The organism is Bradyrhizobium sp. 186, from assembly GCF_023101685.1.
Taxonomy (GTDB): domain Bacteria; phylum Pseudomonadota; class Alphaproteobacteria; order Rhizobiales; family Xanthobacteraceae; genus Bradyrhizobium.
Map to the genome: position 1 here is coordinate 4,998,165 of NZ_CP082164.1, position 15,416 is coordinate 5,013,580.

The following is a 15,416-nucleotide window of genomic DNA, read 5'->3' on the forward strand; positions in this document are numbered from 1 at the left end:
GAGTGAAACAATGACAACAACAACAACGATGGCGGCAGCGCCGGACGCACCGGCCGCCGCCGCCAAGCCGTGGTACAAAATTCTCTACGTCCAGGTGCTGATCGCGATCGTGCTCGGCGCCATCGTCGGCTGGCTGTGGCCGTCGGTCGCCACCAACGAATGGATCAAGGCGCTCGGCGACGGCTTTATCAAGCTGATCAAGATGGTGATTGCCCCGATCATCTTCTGCACCGTGGTCTCGGGCATCGCTCATATCCAGGATGCCAAGAAGGTCGGCCGCATCGGCGTCAAGGCGCTGGTCTATTTCGAGATCGTCTCCACCTTCGCGCTGGTGATCGGTCTCTTTGTCGGCAATGTGGTGAAGCCGGGCGCGGGCTTCGGCAGCGCAGCGGCCAACGCGCAGGCGGTCGCCAACTACGCCAAGCAGGCTGAGGGCCAGAAGAGCGTCGATTTCATCCTGCACATTATCCCCGACACCGTGGTCGGCGCCTTCGCGACAGGCGAGATTTTGCAGGTGCTGCTGTTCTCGGTGCTGTTCGGCTTCGCCATCATGGGCCTCGGCGAGCGTGGCCATACCATCCGCAGCTTCATCGACGATGCCGCGCATGCGGTGTTCGGCGTCATCTCCATCGTGATGCGTGCGGCGCCGATCGGCGCGTTCGGCGCGATGGCCTATACCATCGGCAAGTTCGGCACCGGCGCGATTCTCAACCTGATCGGGCTGATCGCAACCTTCTACGCCACCGCGGCGCTGTTCGTGTTCGTCGTGCTCGGCATTATCGCGCGCCTGGCCGGTTTCTCGATCTTCAAATTCCTGGCCTACATCAAGGACGAGCTCCTGATCGTGCTCGGCACCTCGTCGTCGGAAAGCGCGCTGCCGTCATTGATGGAGAAGCTGGAACGGCTCGGCTGCTCCAAATCGGTGGTCGGCCTCGTGGTGCCCACGGGCTATTCGTTCAATCTCGACGGCACCAACATCTACATGACGCTGGCGACGCTGTTCATCGCGCAGGCGCTCGGCGTCGATCTCACCTTCGGTCAGCAGCTGACCATCCTGATCGTGGCCATGCTGACCTCGAAGGGGGCTTCCGGCATCACCGGTGCGGGCTTCATCACGCTGGCGGCAACGCTCGCCGTGGTCGATCCGCGCCTCGTGCCGGGCATGGCGATCGTGCTCGGCATCGACAAGTTCATGAGCGAATGCCGCGCGCTGACCAATCTGTGCGGCAACGGCGTTGCCTGCGTGATCGTCGCCTGGTGGGAGGGCGAGCTCGATCGCGACAAGCTCAACGCGCGTCTGAGCCGGCAGATCGATCCGACCGATCTCGAGACCGCGCTCACGACGGACTGATCTGCAAGCCAGGCTCGACGGCGCGCAACGCCGTCACAGCGCGAAGTAATAGGGCTGGTCGATATCCTCGATCAGCCCTTTTTCTTTCGTCTCCCAGCCGAGCAGGGCGCGCGTCTTCGCACTCGACGTCGGAACGTCGGCGCCTGCGAATTGCGCGAACCAGCCGAAATGTGATGGCGCTTCCTCCGGTGATTTCGAGAGGACGGGCACGCCGAGCCGGCGGCCGATCACTTCGGCGATCGCCTTGAACGGCACACCTTCCTCAGCGATCGCGTGATAGCGTTTTGTGGTTGCGCCTTGCTCCAGCGCCAGCCGGTAGACGCGAGCGGCATCGACGCGGGTTGTTGCCGTCACCGACATAGGCCGATACGCCCTTCTGGCGCGCGAGGTTGATCAGGATCGGGACAAAGCCGTGGTCGCCTTCGCCATGCGTGGACGGCGGAAGCCGAACCACCGCGGCGCGGACCCCTGTCAACGACAGCGCCGTTGCTTTCGACACGCGTGGAAACCGGTGCGCCGACTCATCGTCTTCGGTCGCAAGGCGCCCGGGCGCGAGCAATGCAACGCCGGAGGTGACGATGAGGGGACGGTTGGAGCCTGCGAGCTCCTCGCCGATCGCGAGGATGGCGCGGCGGTCCAGCTCGCAATTGTCCAGGAATTTCGAGAAGTCGTGGTTGAAGCCGAGGTGCAGGACGCCGTCCGCTGTGGCCGTGCCGCTGCGCAAAGACTCATGGTCCTCCAGTGACCCACGTTGGACCTCGGCCCCGATCGCGGTGAGCGTTGCGGCACCCGCATCGGAGCGGGCGAGGCCGAGCACGCGATGGCCGGCGGCGATCAGGTCCTGAACGACGGCCGAACCGACGAAGCCCGTGGCGCCAGTGACGAAAACACGCATGAGAAATCTCCAAGGATCGGTCGAGGGTTGGCGGAGACGACCATCTGCGCTAAGATTATCCAGGTAAAGTAGTGAGATTATCAGGGTATAATAGCTAACAGGATGAGCGAGACCGCAGCCCACGAGAACCTGCTCGGGAGGTACCTGAAGGACCGCCGCACCCGGCTCGATGCTGCGGCGTTCGGCTTCGGCGGCAGCCGCAGGCGTACGCCCGGGCTGCGGCGGGAGGAGGTGGCACAGCGCGCCAATATCAGCCCGACCTGGTACACGTGGCTGGAACAGGGGCGCGGCGGCGCGCCGTCGGCCGACGTGCTCGACCGCATCGCACGCGCCCTGATGCTGACCGATGTCGAGCGCGAGCACCTGTTCCTGATCGGCCTCGGCCGCCCGCCCGAGGTGCGCTACCAGGCGGGCGAGGGCGTTTCGCCACGGCTGCAACGCGTGCTGGATGCGCTGGAAACCAGCCCGGCCATCATCAGGACTGCGACATGGGATGTCGTCGCCTGGAATCGCGCGGCAACGATCGTGCTGACTGACTATGCAAAGCTCCCGCCGGAGCGCCGCAACATCCTCCGCCTGATCTTCTGCGAGCCGCACGTGCGCGCGGCGCAATATGACTGGGACAGCGTGGCCCGCTTCGTGGTCGCGGCCTTCCGGGCGGATGCGGCGCGCGCCGGCGCGGTCTCGCATGTCGCCGAGTTCGTCGACGAACTCTGCCGCCTCAGCCCCGAATTTGCAGCGCTGTGGCGCGACAACGACGTCCGCACCTATGGCGAGGGCGTCAAGCATTTGCGCCACCCCGTGCTCGGCCCGATTGCGTTCGAATATTCGGCCTTTGCCGTCGACGGCAGGCCCGATCTCGGCATGGTCGTCTACAATCCGGTGACGCCGGAGGATGCCAAGCGCATCAGGACCGTGCTGGCCGAGCGCGTCGACTGACGGAATTGGCGGCGTCGCCCGTTCAACTCGCATCTCTCACTGCGAAGGGCGGGCAGTATCGTGAGCCATGCGGCTGTAGACCGGATTGTGTTGCAGGCGGCGGAGCATTTTGCGGCGGGGCGGCCTGATGAGGCCGATGCGCTCTGCGCTGAGGTGCTGAAGACGGAGCCGGATCACGTGCCGGCGCTGCACCTTGCCGCCGTCGCCGCCTTCGTCACCGACCGCGCGGCCGACGGGGCTGTGCTTCTCAACCGCGTCTTCAACATCGATCCCGACCATGCGCCGGCGCTGGTCACACTCGGCGACGCGCTTGCGGTGAAGGGCCAGCACGAGGGCGCGGTGGCGGCGTTCCAGCGCGCACTCTGCCGGCGCCCGAACGATGCCGGCCTGCACAACAAGCTCGGCGTGGCACTCGGCGAGCTCGCGCGTTTCGACGAGGCCGAGGCCGCCTATCGCCGCGCGCTCGGGCTCGATGCGCAACTGACGCGGGCCTGCTTCAACCTCGCCGTCGTGCTGGCGGAGCAGGGACGGCTGGCCGAGGCGGAGGACGCCTATCGCGCGGTGATCGCGCGGGAGCTGACCTATCGCGGCGCCTGGCTCAATCTCGGAAATGTCCTTGCGGACCAGAACAGGCTCAGTGAGGCTGTTGTCGCCTATCGCTGCGCTCTCGACGCCGATCCTGATGATCCGGGGCTGCTGTGCAATCTCGGTGCTGCGCTCTATCGCAAGGGCCTGCTCGAGGACGCCATCGTCCAGTACCGCCGTGCGATCGCGCTCGTGCCGGATAACCTTGCGGCGCTGCGCCTGCTCGGCCTCATCCTGCACGAGGCCGGCCGCCTGGACGAGGCCGCCGAGATCTACAGGCGGACATTTGCGCTCGATCCGGCCGATCATGTGATCGCGACCAACCTCGGCGCCTGCCTCTCCGAGCTCGGCGCGCTCGACGACGCCATCGCGGCCTGCGAGCACGCGCTGCTGCTCAGACCCGATCACGCACCGGCCTGGACCAATCTCGGCATCGTCTTCGAGAAGCAGGAACGGGTGGAGCACGCGGTCGCCGCGCATCGCTGCGCGGTTGCGGCCGACCCCGCCTATGCCAAGGGCCACGCCAATCTCGCGGTCGCGTTGCGCAACGCCGGCGAGATCGACGAGGCGCTCGTGGTCTCGCATCGGGCGGTCGCGCTCGATCCGGAGCAGCCGCTTGCGCAATACAACCACGCGCACTTCCTGCTGATGAACGGCGACTTCGCCAACGGCTTCGAAGCCTATCGGTGGCGGCGCAGATGCAAGACGCTGTCGGACGGCGATCCGACCTTCAGCGAGCCGGAATGGCGGGGCGAGGTGCTCGAAGGCCGCACATTGCTGCTGTTCGCCGAATATGGCCTTGGCGATGCCCTGCACTTCGTGCGCTATCTGCCGATGGTGGCCGCGAGAGGCGGCACGATCATCTTGCAGGTGCAGCCCGCGCTGGCCTCGCTGCTGCGGCGGCTACCCGATGTCACCGTGATTGCGCGCGGTGAACCGCTGCCGCCGTTCGACCTGCAACTGCCGCTGATGAGCCTGCCGCGAATATTCGACACCACGCTCGACAGCATTCCCGCCGACGTTCCCTATCTGCATCCCGATCCCGCGAAACTGTCGCGGTGGCGGGCCGTGCTCGCCGATGTAACGGCACTGAAGGTCGGTGTGGTCTGGGCGGGCAATGCCAGACACAAGGGCGACCGGCAGCGCTCGCTATCGGCCGCGGCGATGCTGCCGCACCTCCTCATGCCGGGCGTGCAGCTCTACAGCCTGCAAAAGGAGCCGCGGCCCGAGGATGCCCCGGTGCTGGCGGCGCTCGGCGACGAAATCATCGATCTTGGGCCTGCGCTCGGCGACTTTTCTGATACGGCGGCAGCCGTCGCGGCGCTCGATCTCGTCCTCGCCGTCGATACGTCGGTCGCCCATCTCGCCGGCGCGCTCGGCCGGCCCGTGTGGATGCTCACGCCTTACGCGCTGGACTGGCGCTGGCTGCGCGATCGCGAGGACAGTCCCTGGTATCCGACCATGCGGCTGTTCCGCCAGCGCCGGCCGCATGAATGGGACGATCCGCTACTGCGCCTCTCGGCCGCGCTGGCGGTCCTCGCCGCGAAAGCCGCGGGCTAGAACCGCTCCGGCCGGTAGGGCGTCGGATCGATCGACGGCGTTTCGCCGCTCATCATCTCGGCGAGCAGGCGTCCCGTCGCGGGACCCAGCGTAAAACCCTGGTGGCCGTGACCGAAATTCATCCAGAGACCGGGGTGGCGCGGTGCGGGGCCGAGCACCGGCAGCATGTCGGGCGTGCAGGGGCGGGTGCCGAACCACGGCTCCGGTTCGACGCGCTTGCCGAGGTCGATCAGCTCTCGCGCCGATGCTTCGGCGCTTGCGAGCTGCACCGGCGTTGCCAGCGCATCGGGGCCGGTCAGCTCCGCGCCGGTGGTGATGCGGACGCCCTTGGCCATCGGACCCATGGCATAGCCGCCCCCCCTGTCGACCAGGGGCAGATCGAGCGACGAGCCGCCGCTATAGTGCATGTGGTAGCCGCGCTTGCGCACCAGCGGAATGCGATAGCCGAACTTGTGCAGGAGATCGGGCGACCACGGCCCGAGCGTGACGACGGCCGCAGCGGCATCGATGCGCCCCTGGTCCGTGTCGACCGACCAGCCAGTCGCGGTCTGCTGCAAGGTCTGCGCATCGCCGAGTACAATCGTGCCGCCGAGGCGCGCGAACAGGCCAGCATAGGCCGTGACCAGGGCACCGGGATCGGAGACTGTCCAGGTGTCGAGCCAGTGGATCGCGCCGGGAAGATCGTCGCGCAGGATCGGCTCGGCCTTTGTGAGCTCACTGCCCGAGAGCACGCGAAAATTCACACCGAATTCGCGACGGTCTTCCTCCGCTGTTTGGATTGCGAGGTCGAATGAAGCGGGGTCGCGGTGCAGCACGCGATAGCCGGCGCGGCGGATCAGATTGTCGGCATGGGCTTCGCGGATGAGGATGTCGTGCTCGGGCGTCGCATAGGCGATCAGCCGCGCCCAGGCTTCGATCGCTTCGCGATGCCGCTTCGGCGCCGAATGCCACCAGTAGCGGAGCAGCGGCTCGACGTGGCGGTGGAGCGACGAGAGGCTATAGCGCACGTCGTTGGTGCGGCCGGTCGCGATCTTCAGCAGCGTGGCCAGGTCGCGTGGCATCGGATAGGGCCGCACTGCTTCTGCCTGGATCATGCCGGCATTGCCATAGCTGGTCTCGCGGCCCGGCTCCCTGCGGTCGACGAGGGTGACCGACCAGCCGCGGCGCTGGAGATGCAGTGCAGCCCCCACGCCCACCATGCCGCCGCCGAGAACGATCGCGCTTTGCATCGGCAAAATATCTCCTGTCAGGCCGGGCTCGGCGCGAGCTTAGCCTGCGCGGTATTGATCGTTGCGGCGACGACGACCGACATCGCGGTCATCGCGACCAGGAAGCCGAAGGCGGCATCGAACGATCCGGTGCCGGTTACGATGAAACCTATCACCGCGGGCGCCACGAAGCCGGCGCTCTGGCCGCCGAGATTGACCATGCCGACGCCAGATCCGATCTGGTCGTCGCGGAGCAGTTTGGTCGGAAGTGCAATCACCGAGGCCAGCACGAACGATTTGAAGAAGTAGACCAGCGACTGATAGGCGATCAGCATCGTGATCGTCTCCGCCTTGTACATGGCGTAGAGGAAGATGCCGGTCAATGCGGAGCTGCCGATCAAGAGGTACTTTTCGCGTTCGTCGAAAAACGTCGTCATCACCCAGCCGCCGATCGCGGTCGCAATCGTCGCCATTACGAACGGGATCGGCGCCACCACGCCGACAGTTTTGAGGTCGAGCCCGCGCTGCTGGAGCAGATAAAGTGGCATCCAGGAATCCAGGCCCTTGTTGACGCAACTCAGGCCGAACCACACCACCATCAGCTGCCACAGCAGCGGATTCCTCATGAGCTCGCGCATCGGCGCGCGGTTTTCGACCTTCACCGCCGATGCGCCTGAATCGGTCTCGACTGCGCGTCCCAGATGCGGGACGAAAACGAAATAGATCACCGCGAAGACGATGCCCGCAATGCCGATCGTGTTGAAGGCATGGCGCCAGCCGAGCCAGAGGATGAGCGGCGCCATGATCAGCGGCGCGATCATGCTGCCGGCATAGTTCGACGACAGCAGCAGCGCCGACATCTTCGGCCGGCTGTCCTTCTTGAACACTTCCGCAACCGCGCGGATGCTGGCCGGCGGAAAGCCGCCCTCGGCGATGCCGAAGATGAAGCGGATCGCGATCAGCGAGGCGAGCGACCAGGCGAGGCTCGTGAACGCCGTGAACAGCGACCACATCACGATCGTGACGATCACCACATATTTCGAGCCGAGGCGGTCGGAGAGCCATCCGCCCGGCACCTGCATCGCGGCATAGCCGAGGAAGAACGCACTGATGACGATGCCGAGATCGGCGGCCTGGAGATTGAAATCCTTGCCGATCTGCGCCAGCGCCAGCGAAATCGCCGCGCGGTCGATGTAGGAGATGCAGTAGGCGACATAGAGCAGGACGAACGTGACGATGCTGGTCTTCCGCTTCGACAACTCGGTCATGCTCGTCTCCGATTTACCGGCGATCCGGGGGCAGCCAGCTTGTGGTGATCTATTCCCAGGTGAGGAAGCCCGGCGCGGCCGATAGCGGCGGCGCCACGGCAAGTCGCGCCAGATCAGGGACTGGCCGGCGTAATTGCGTGTCGTCCGCGAACGCAGCTTCGAGGCTCGCAGCGACCGAAAGCACGATGGCATCGCCGCCGCGCGGGCCGACGATCTGGAGGCCGAAGGGCAGGCCGGCCTCGTCGATGCCGACGGGAAGGCTGATTGCGGGATGACCTGCGAGCGTCACGGCATAAGCGAGTGCGAGCCAGTGAAAATAGGATTTCGTGGGCGCGCCGTCGATCTCGGACGGATAGAGCTCCGACCACGGGCGTGGACTCAGCGTGATCGTCGGGGTGATCAGCACGTCGCAGCTTTCGAAGAAGGTCTGATAGGCGCGATAAATCCGTGTCTGCGTCGTCGCGGCGCGCGCGTGGTCTTCGAGCGTATAGCAGAGGCCTTCCTCGACATTGGCGCGGACGTTGGGGCCGAGCATCTCGGGACGCTCTTTGTAGTTCTTGCCATGCATCGCCAGGAACAACCCTGCGCGCAGCACGGCAAAGGCATCGTCCGCTCCGGTGCAGTCCGGCGTCGCCTCGCGGCATTCGGCGAAGAGCGGCGCAAGCTTATTCACGCGATCGCGGAACACGCGGCGGATGGCTTGCTCGGTCGGTGCGAAGCCAAAATCTTCCGTGAAGGCGAGACGCAGCTTGCCGAGCTCCGCCGGGCGCGGCGCGGCCCAGCGCTCGGCGCGAGCGCGCAGGGGCTCGCCGGGTAAGGTGTAGGCGAGCGGATCGCGGGCATCGTCGCTCGCCATCACCGACAACATCAGCGCGGTGTCGGCGACGTTGCGCGCCATCGGTCCGTCGGTCGACAAATTGGACCAGCCGAAGGCGCGCTTTTCGCTTGCCACGAGGCCGTAGGAGGGACGCATGCCGACGATGCCGGCATAGCCGGCCGGATTGCGCAGGCTGCCGCCGGTGTCCGAGCCCGAGGCGAGCGGGGCCATGCCGCAGGCGAGTGCGACCGCCGAGCCGCCGGAGGAGCCGGCCGCCGAACGCACGGGATCGAAGGGATTGCCGGTCGCGCCGAAAACGGGGTTGCGGGTGTTGCCGCCCGCCGCCCATTCCGGCGTGTTGGTCTTGCCGAGGATAACCGCGCCGGAGGCGCGCAGCCGGGCGACCGAGCCCTGGTCGGTGGCCGGTACGTGGTCTCGCAACAGGGGACTGCCATAAGTGGTGCGCAGCCCGGCGGTGTCCTGCGTGTCCTTGATCAGAACGGGAAGACCGTGCAGCGCGCCACGATCCTCGCCGCGCAGGAAGCCGGCCTCGGCTGCCTTTGCCGCTGCACGCGCGCCGGACTCGTCCAGCGTCACGACCGCGTTGACGGCGGGATTGACGGCGGAGATGCGGGACAGGCAGGTGTCCAGCAGCTCGACGGCGAAATTGCCCGCGTAGCGAGCAGGCGGCGCAGCTCAACGGCGCTGGAATCGCAAAGTCCGGACAATACCAATCCCTTTCAGATTGTGAAAACAATTTAGCATATCGGAAAGTACTGCAGGCGCACGAATATTCGTCAAACCGGGGCATTTCATGCACAAATTCTGGGAATTTTGCCCAAGAGGCGGCCAGCCGTGATGGTTTTAGGGCCTCTTTCACCGAAAAGACTAGACCGATCGGCCAACAATTTTTCCGCTGCCGTGCTACCATTGCTGCATGAGCGAGATCACAACGCCCGAAGGGGCCAATTCCCAGCTCGGCCAATGCCTCAAGGCTGCCCGCCAGGCGCGCGGCCTGACGCTCAAGCAGGTGGCGGAGCGGACCGGCATGGCGCTCTCGACCTTGTCCAAGGTCGAGAACGGCCTGATGTCGCTCACCTACGACAAGCTGTTGCAGCTCACCTCAGGCCTGAAGATGGAAATCGCTGAGCTGTTCAATCCGGCGATCGCGGCTCCCGCGCAGGGGCGGCCGGTCACCGCGCGGCGCAGCATCAGCCGGGCCGGGCAGGGCCAGGTGATCACCACCAAATTCTACACCTACCACTATCAATGCACCGACCTGATCGGCAAACGCATGGTGCCGATCATGGCCGACGTCCGGGCGCGCTCGCTGGACGAGTTCGGCCCGCTGCTGCGCCATGCCGGTGAGGAGTATTTTCTGGTGACGAGCGGACGCGTCGCCGTCCACACCGAGTTCTACGCACCGGAGATCCTCGGCGAAGGCGACGGCATCTATCTCGATAGCACCATGGGCCACGCCTACCTCAACGCTGGCGACGCGCCTTCCGCCAAGGGCGTCTGCCTCTGCACCAGCGAAGCGCCGGATCTTTACGACCAGCTCCGCCAGATTGCATCTCGCGACGTGGCGCCGCTCGGTGACGATGAGCTGCCGCCGTAGTGTTGTCGCGAGCTTTGAAACGAAAAACGCCCGGCTAGGCCGGGCGTTTTTTTATTGGGCGTTCGGCCTATTCACCGCCGCCGAAGCGGCGCGACCACCAACCGGCGCGACGCGGTGCGGCCGATGTTTCGCTTGTCGCCTGCGGCGCGGGCTCTGGAGTCGGCGCGGCAGCCGGTTCAGATGTCTGCGCAACGGGTGCTGCGGGCTCGGGCTGGCTGCTCGACAGGAAGCTCACCTTTTCCCGGACGGTGGAGCGGCGGCGCGCGGCCTTGTCGTCGGCGGGCTCGTCCTCTGCGGCGGTAGAAGCCGGCTCGGGCTGGGCCACCGGTTCAACCTGCACCTTGGCGCGCGGCTCGGGCTGGGTCGGCTCCACGGGCGTGTAGGTGTGGTCGGCCTGCGCGATCGAGGGCGCAGTCTCGCCGTCGAAATCGGCAACGGCCTCGGTCGCCTCCGACGGCGGATTGCCGCCAAGCTCGTCGCTGATGGATCCGGCGAGACCTTCTTCGGCACCGCCGCGCCGGCGGCGTCCGCCACGGCGACCACGCCGGCGCCGGCGATCGCCAGCGCCCTGCTGCTCGCCACGGGCCTGAGTCGCCTGGTCCTCGCCTTCGTCTCCGTCCTGCTCGGTCTCGGCGTCCTCTTCGCCTTCGCCTGCTGCCACGGCGGCTTCGGGAAGCGTGGGCGCGCCATCCTCGCGAGGCTCGCCGTCGCGCTGGGCGCCGCGGCCGCGCCGACGCCGGCGACGCTTGCGGCGCTGGCCGTCCTGATCGGGTGCCGCTTCGCCGGCAGCCTGCTCCTCGGCAAGGCCTTCGGTCTCCTCAGACTCGACCTCGGATTCAATCTCCGAATCGAACTCCTCGTCGTCATAGGCTTCTTCGGCTACTGGCGGCGGGCTTGCCGCGGCCTGAGCCACGAGCAACGCCTTGGCGGCCTCAAGCGTATGCACCTGCTCGCTGCGGTCGATGAGATAGGCCTGCGGTCCGCTGACGCTCGGATCGGCGATGACCGCCAACGTGACCTTGAAGCCGTTCTCGAGGTCGCGCAGATGGCCGCGCTTGTGGTTCAGCACATAGAGCGCGACGTCGGTGCGGGTGCGGACCACGAGATTGTGGGTTGCGCCCTTCATCAGGATCTCTTCGAGGCCGCGCAGCAACTGGAGCGCAACCGAGGACACCGAGCGCACGTGGCCGGTGCCGCCGCAATGCGGGCAGGGATCGGTCGAGGATTCGAGCACGCTGGCGCGGATGCGCTGGCGCGACATCTCCAGCAGGCCGAAATGCGAGATGCGTCCGACCTGGATGCGCGCGCGATCCTGCCGGAGGCAGTCGGACAACTTGCGCTCGACCGCGCGGTTGTTGCGCTTCTCGTCCATGTCGATGAAGTCGATGACGATCAGGCCGGCGAGATCGCGCAGACGGAGCTGGCGGGCGACCTCTTCGGACGCTTCCAGATTGGTCTTGAGCGCGGTGTCCTCGATGTGGTGCTCGCGGGTCGAGCGGCCGGAGTTGACGTCGATCGAGACCAGCGCTTCGGTCTGGTTGATCACGATATAGCCGCCGGAGCGCAGCTGCACTGTCGGCGAGAACATCGCATCCAGCTGGCTCTCGACGCCCATGCGCGAGAACAGCGGTTGGCCGTCGCGATACTGCTTCACCGCGCTCACGTTGGCGGGCATCAGCATCTTCATGAAGTCGCGCGCTTCGCGGTAGCCGGATTCACCGGCAACCTGGATCTCGTCGATCTCCTTGTTGTAGAGGTCGCGCAGTGAGCGCTTGATCAGCGAGCCTTCCTCGTAGACCAGCGTCGGGGCCTGCGACTTCAACGTCAGGTCCCGCACCGTCTCCCACATCCGGATCAGGTATTCGAAGTCGCGCTTGATCTCGGGCTTGGTGCGGGCGGCGCCGGCGGTGCGCAGGATGATGCCCATGCCCTCGGGCACGTCGAGATCCTGCACCACTTCCTTCAGGCGCGAACGGTCCTGGGCGCTCGTGATCTTGCGGCTGATGCCGCCGCCGCGCGCGGTGTTCGGCATCAGCACGGCGTAGCGGCCGGCGAGCGACAGGTAGGTCGTCAGCGCCGCGCCCTTGTTGCCGCGTTCTTCCTTGACGACCTGCACCAGCATCACCTGGCGGCGCTTGATGACTTCCTGGATCTTGTACTGGCGACGCGGGCGGAAGGTACGCTCCGGCACTTCCTCGAGCACGTCGTCGCCGCCGACGGATTCGACGACTTCCTCTTCGGCTTCCTCGCCGTCTTCATCCTCGTCGTCATCGTCGTCGTCTTCCTCGACTTCGGTGGACTCGTGATGCGGGGCTTCGGCGATTTCGCCGGCCGCGTACACGGCATCGGTCGGTTCAGCGGCGGCGGTCACGGCTTCGGCCAGAGCCTCTGCATGCGCTTCGGAGGCGGCGGCCTCCTGCGTCTCGGCGGCGACCACGGGTTCGGCGCCAACGGCTGCGACAGGCGCGGCGGTTTCGCCGGCGTGATCATGGTCGTGATGATCGTGCCCGCTTTCATGACCATGGTCATCATGATCGTGAGTGTGATGGTGATCCTCATCATGGGCGTGATGATGATCGTCGTGTCCATGTTCATCGTGATCATGGGCTTCGTGCTCGCCGTGATGCTCAGCGTCGGCGTGCAGATGCTCGCCCTCGTGCAGAGCGCCCTCGGTGTGCTCCGGAAGGACGTCGCCCTCGACCGGCTGGGCCGCGGGATCGGCGCCAGCGAGGCCTTCGACGATGTTGCTTCGGACGCGTTCGCCATGACCGCGGCGGCGGGCGTTGCGATGGCGCGAGCGGCGGCGGCCGTGGGAGCGATTCTCGCTCTCTTCCTCGGCCTCGCGATGAGCCTGCTCCTCGGCCTCGATCAGCGCCTGCCGGTCGGCGACCGGAATCTGATAGTAGTCGGGATGGATTTCGCTGAAGGCGAGGAAGCCGTGGCGGTTGCCGCCATATTCGACGAAGGCGGCCTGGAGCGAAGGCTCCACCCGGGTGACCTTGGCGAGGTAGATATTCCCGCGCAGTTGCTTGCGTTGCGCGGTCTCGAAATCAAACTCTTCGACGCGATTGCCGCGGACCACGACGACCCGGGTCTCCTCCGGGTGGGTGGCATCGATCAACATCTTGTTGGGCATGTCTTAACTCTTGGCGGCGGCGGGCGCGATTCACCGTGGGCGCGATTAGCGCTGCCGGGTGACGCGACGGTCCACCTGATTCGGGGGTGAGGGGAAGGCCGAAACGCCGTCTCTCGCGCCCTGCCGAACCGGAAGCCGGAGGGCCAAGGCGGCGCGCGGGATTTTCACTCCGCAGCGTCGCGAATGGTCCTTCAGAATTCGTCGGCACAGTCTGGCGCATCAAGCGTCGGCCCGTATGAAACATTGGGCGGCGAGGCCGCCCCTCAATCAGTTGCTGCTGGCCAGGCCTGGCGCGGAAGCGCCCGTCCTGAAGATCAAACCGCTCCCTTGGGATTAAGGGATCGGGTAACGGGCTACGTCGCTGTCAGAACCGGCCCCGGAAACGCGAGTGGTAACCGGAGACCGTCTGCCGCCGGGGCTTGACCCGATCCACCACGCTGCCGCGCACCGCGCTGGCCTTCGAGAGGAACGGAAAACGCTGGAATTCCCAAACCTTGAGAGTTCCGGCGATGCACCGGGAGGCTGAATGCGACACAACCGGAAATATTGGCCGTCAGCACTCCGTACATACGAGGAATGGACCAACCGTGCAAGGGACCGTCGCATGCCGGTCACAGTCGGCGAGTTTCGCATTTCCGTCATTAAGGATCGATTAACCCTGTGGTTCTATTGCGTTAAAGAGGCTGCTCGGAGGCACGGAATCGGTGGCGAGCCGCGCAAATCAAAGGGTTCTGCTGGGATGCGTGCTTCTGTGCGCCGCAGCCTTGCCATGTGCCGATTCCTCGCGCCTGAGCGCGGCCGAGAACCAACCGCAACCCTCTGTTGTAGCTGCGAATTTTCCAATCGCTTCGGCCGCACGGCTGGCCGGCGACGGCAAGCAGACCCGCTTCATCCTCGACCTCGATCAGACCGTCAGCTTCCGCGCGGTCACGCTGGCCGATCCGTATCGCGTGGTGGTCGACGTGCCGCAGCTCAATTTTCAGCTGCCCTCGGGAACCGGGGCCGGGGGGCGGGGGCTGGTCAAGGCCTTCCGCTACGGGCTGGTGATGCCCGGCGGCTCGCGAATCGTGTTCGACCTGACAGGGCCGGCCAAGATCGCCAACTCCTACGTGCTGGAGGCGGCCAACGCTCAGCCGGCCCGGCTCGTGCTCGAACTGGAGGAGGTCGACCGCGCCGCCTTCGTGCAATCGATCGCCCCGGAAAACCGCCCCGAGCTGCGGCCGGCGATCGCCGATGCGCCGCCTGCAACGGTTCCCGCCGTGGCAACCCCGGACGTAGGGCAGCAGAAGGCCGATGGCCGCCCGGTGGTCGTGATCGATCCCGGCCATGGCGGCATCGACAACGGTACCCAATCGAGCGGCGAGAGCGAGAAGAACCTAGTGCTAGCCTTTGGCCGCGCGCTGCGCGACCGGCTGGAAAAGACCGGCAAATTCCGCGTGGTGATGACGCGGGATGACGACACCTTCATTCCCCTCAACGACCGGGTCAAAGTCGCTCGCACCCTGAAGGCAGCACTGTTCGTCTCGATCCACGCCGACGCATTGCCACGCGCCGAGGGCGATGCGCAGGGCGCCACGATCTACACGCTGTCGGACAAGGCCTCCGACGCCGAGGCGGAACGGCTGGCGGACGCGGAAAACCGGGCGGATGCGATCGCCGGCTTCAACCTCGCCGAGGAGCCGACCGATGTCGCCGACATCCTGATCGACCTCACGCAGCGGGAAACCCGCACCTTTTCAAACCGTTTCGCCCGTCTGCTGATGGGTGAAATGAAGTCGACGGTGCGGATGCACAAGCATCCCCTGAAGTCGGCCGGCTTCCGGGTGCTGAAGGCGCCCGACGTGCCGTCGGTGCTGGTCGAGATCGGTTATGTCTCCAACAAGGGAGACCTCGAGCACCTGGTCTCCGAGGGCTGGCGGTCCCGCGCCGTGACCTCGATGGCGGAGGCGATCGACGGGTTTCTGACCAAGCGGATGGCCACAGCAGGGTCTTCGAATTGAAAGGGTTTTCCTGTCCCGCCGTGAAAGCCCTAGTTTGGC

The 15,416-nt window shown here is 66.0% G+C and carries 8 protein-coding genes and 2 pseudogenes; 5 read left to right on the plus strand and 5 right to left on the minus strand.

Annotated elements, in window-relative coordinates:
• Positions 1 to 10 precede the first annotated feature (10 nt).
• On the plus strand, positions 11 to 1,351 hold the full coding sequence (locus IVB18_RS23925) for a dicarboxylate/amino acid:cation symporter (RefSeq protein ID WP_276581222.1): 1,341 nt from the start codon (positions 11 to 13) through the stop codon (positions 1,349 to 1,351).
• A 33-nt stretch (positions 1,352 to 1,384) separates the two neighbouring features.
• Here IVB18_RS23925 and IVB18_RS23930 read toward each other — a convergent pair.
• Positions 1,385 to 2,246 (minus strand): annotated as a pseudogene (locus tag IVB18_RS23930) (SDR family oxidoreductase).
• Between the two features lie 102 nt (positions 2,247 to 2,348).
• Here IVB18_RS23930 and IVB18_RS23935 point away from each other — a divergent pair.
• Together IVB18_RS23935 and IVB18_RS23940 are read left to right on the plus strand one after the other, a co-directional pair.
• On the plus strand, positions 2,349 to 3,185 hold the full coding sequence (locus tag IVB18_RS23935) for a helix-turn-helix transcriptional regulator (protein ID WP_247991365.1): 837 nt from the start codon (positions 2,349 to 2,351) through the stop codon (positions 3,183 to 3,185).
• A 60-nt stretch (positions 3,186 to 3,245) separates the two neighbouring features.
• A complete protein-coding gene (locus tag IVB18_RS23940) occupies positions 3,246 to 5,330 on the plus strand; it encodes a tetratricopeptide repeat protein (RefSeq protein WP_247991366.1) in 2,085 nt (694 codons plus the stop codon).
• On the opposite strand, the gene IVB18_RS23945 is transcribed toward IVB18_RS23940, so the two are convergent.
• The 3 genes and pseudogenes from IVB18_RS23945 to IVB18_RS23955 form a co-directional block, all read right to left on the minus strand.
• Positions 5,327 to 6,559, minus strand: coding sequence for an FAD-dependent oxidoreductase (locus IVB18_RS23945; RefSeq protein ID WP_247991367.1), 1,233 nt, complete (start codon positions 6,557 to 6,559; stop codon positions 5,327 to 5,329). The two genes, IVB18_RS23940 and IVB18_RS23945, sit on opposite strands and share 4 nt — an antisense overlap.
• A 17-nt stretch (positions 6,560 to 6,576) precedes the next feature.
• Entirely contained in the window at positions 6,577 to 7,806 is a 1,230-nt protein-coding gene (locus tag IVB18_RS23950; protein ID WP_247991368.1) for an MFS transporter, read from the minus strand.
• Between the two features lie 49 nt (positions 7,807 to 7,855).
• A pseudogene (locus tag IVB18_RS23955) lies at positions 7,856 to 9,351 on the minus strand (amidase family protein).
• 209 nt (positions 9,352 to 9,560) lie between these two features.
• On the opposite strand from IVB18_RS23955, the gene IVB18_RS23960 reads away from it, so the two are divergent.
• The gene (locus IVB18_RS23960) at positions 9,561 to 10,241 is read left to right on the plus strand and encodes an XRE family transcriptional regulator (RefSeq protein WP_247991369.1); all 681 of its coding nucleotides are present in this window, start codon (positions 9,561 to 9,563) and stop codon (positions 10,239 to 10,241) included.
• Between the two features lie 67 nt (positions 10,242 to 10,308).
• On the opposite strand, the gene IVB18_RS23965 is transcribed toward IVB18_RS23960, so the two are convergent.
• Positions 10,309 to 13,377: a ribonuclease E/G gene (locus IVB18_RS23965; RefSeq protein ID WP_247991370.1), complete on the minus strand. Its 3,069-nt coding sequence runs from the start codon at positions 13,375 to 13,377 to the stop codon at positions 10,309 to 10,311.
• 704 nt (positions 13,378 to 14,081) lie between these two features.
• Here IVB18_RS23965 and IVB18_RS23970 point away from each other — a divergent pair.
• Complete coding sequence (locus IVB18_RS23970) at positions 14,082 to 15,377, plus strand: N-acetylmuramoyl-L-alanine amidase (RefSeq protein ID WP_247991371.1); 1,296 nt, start codon at positions 14,082 to 14,084, stop codon at positions 15,375 to 15,377.
• Positions 15,378 to 15,416 lie beyond the last annotated feature (39 nt).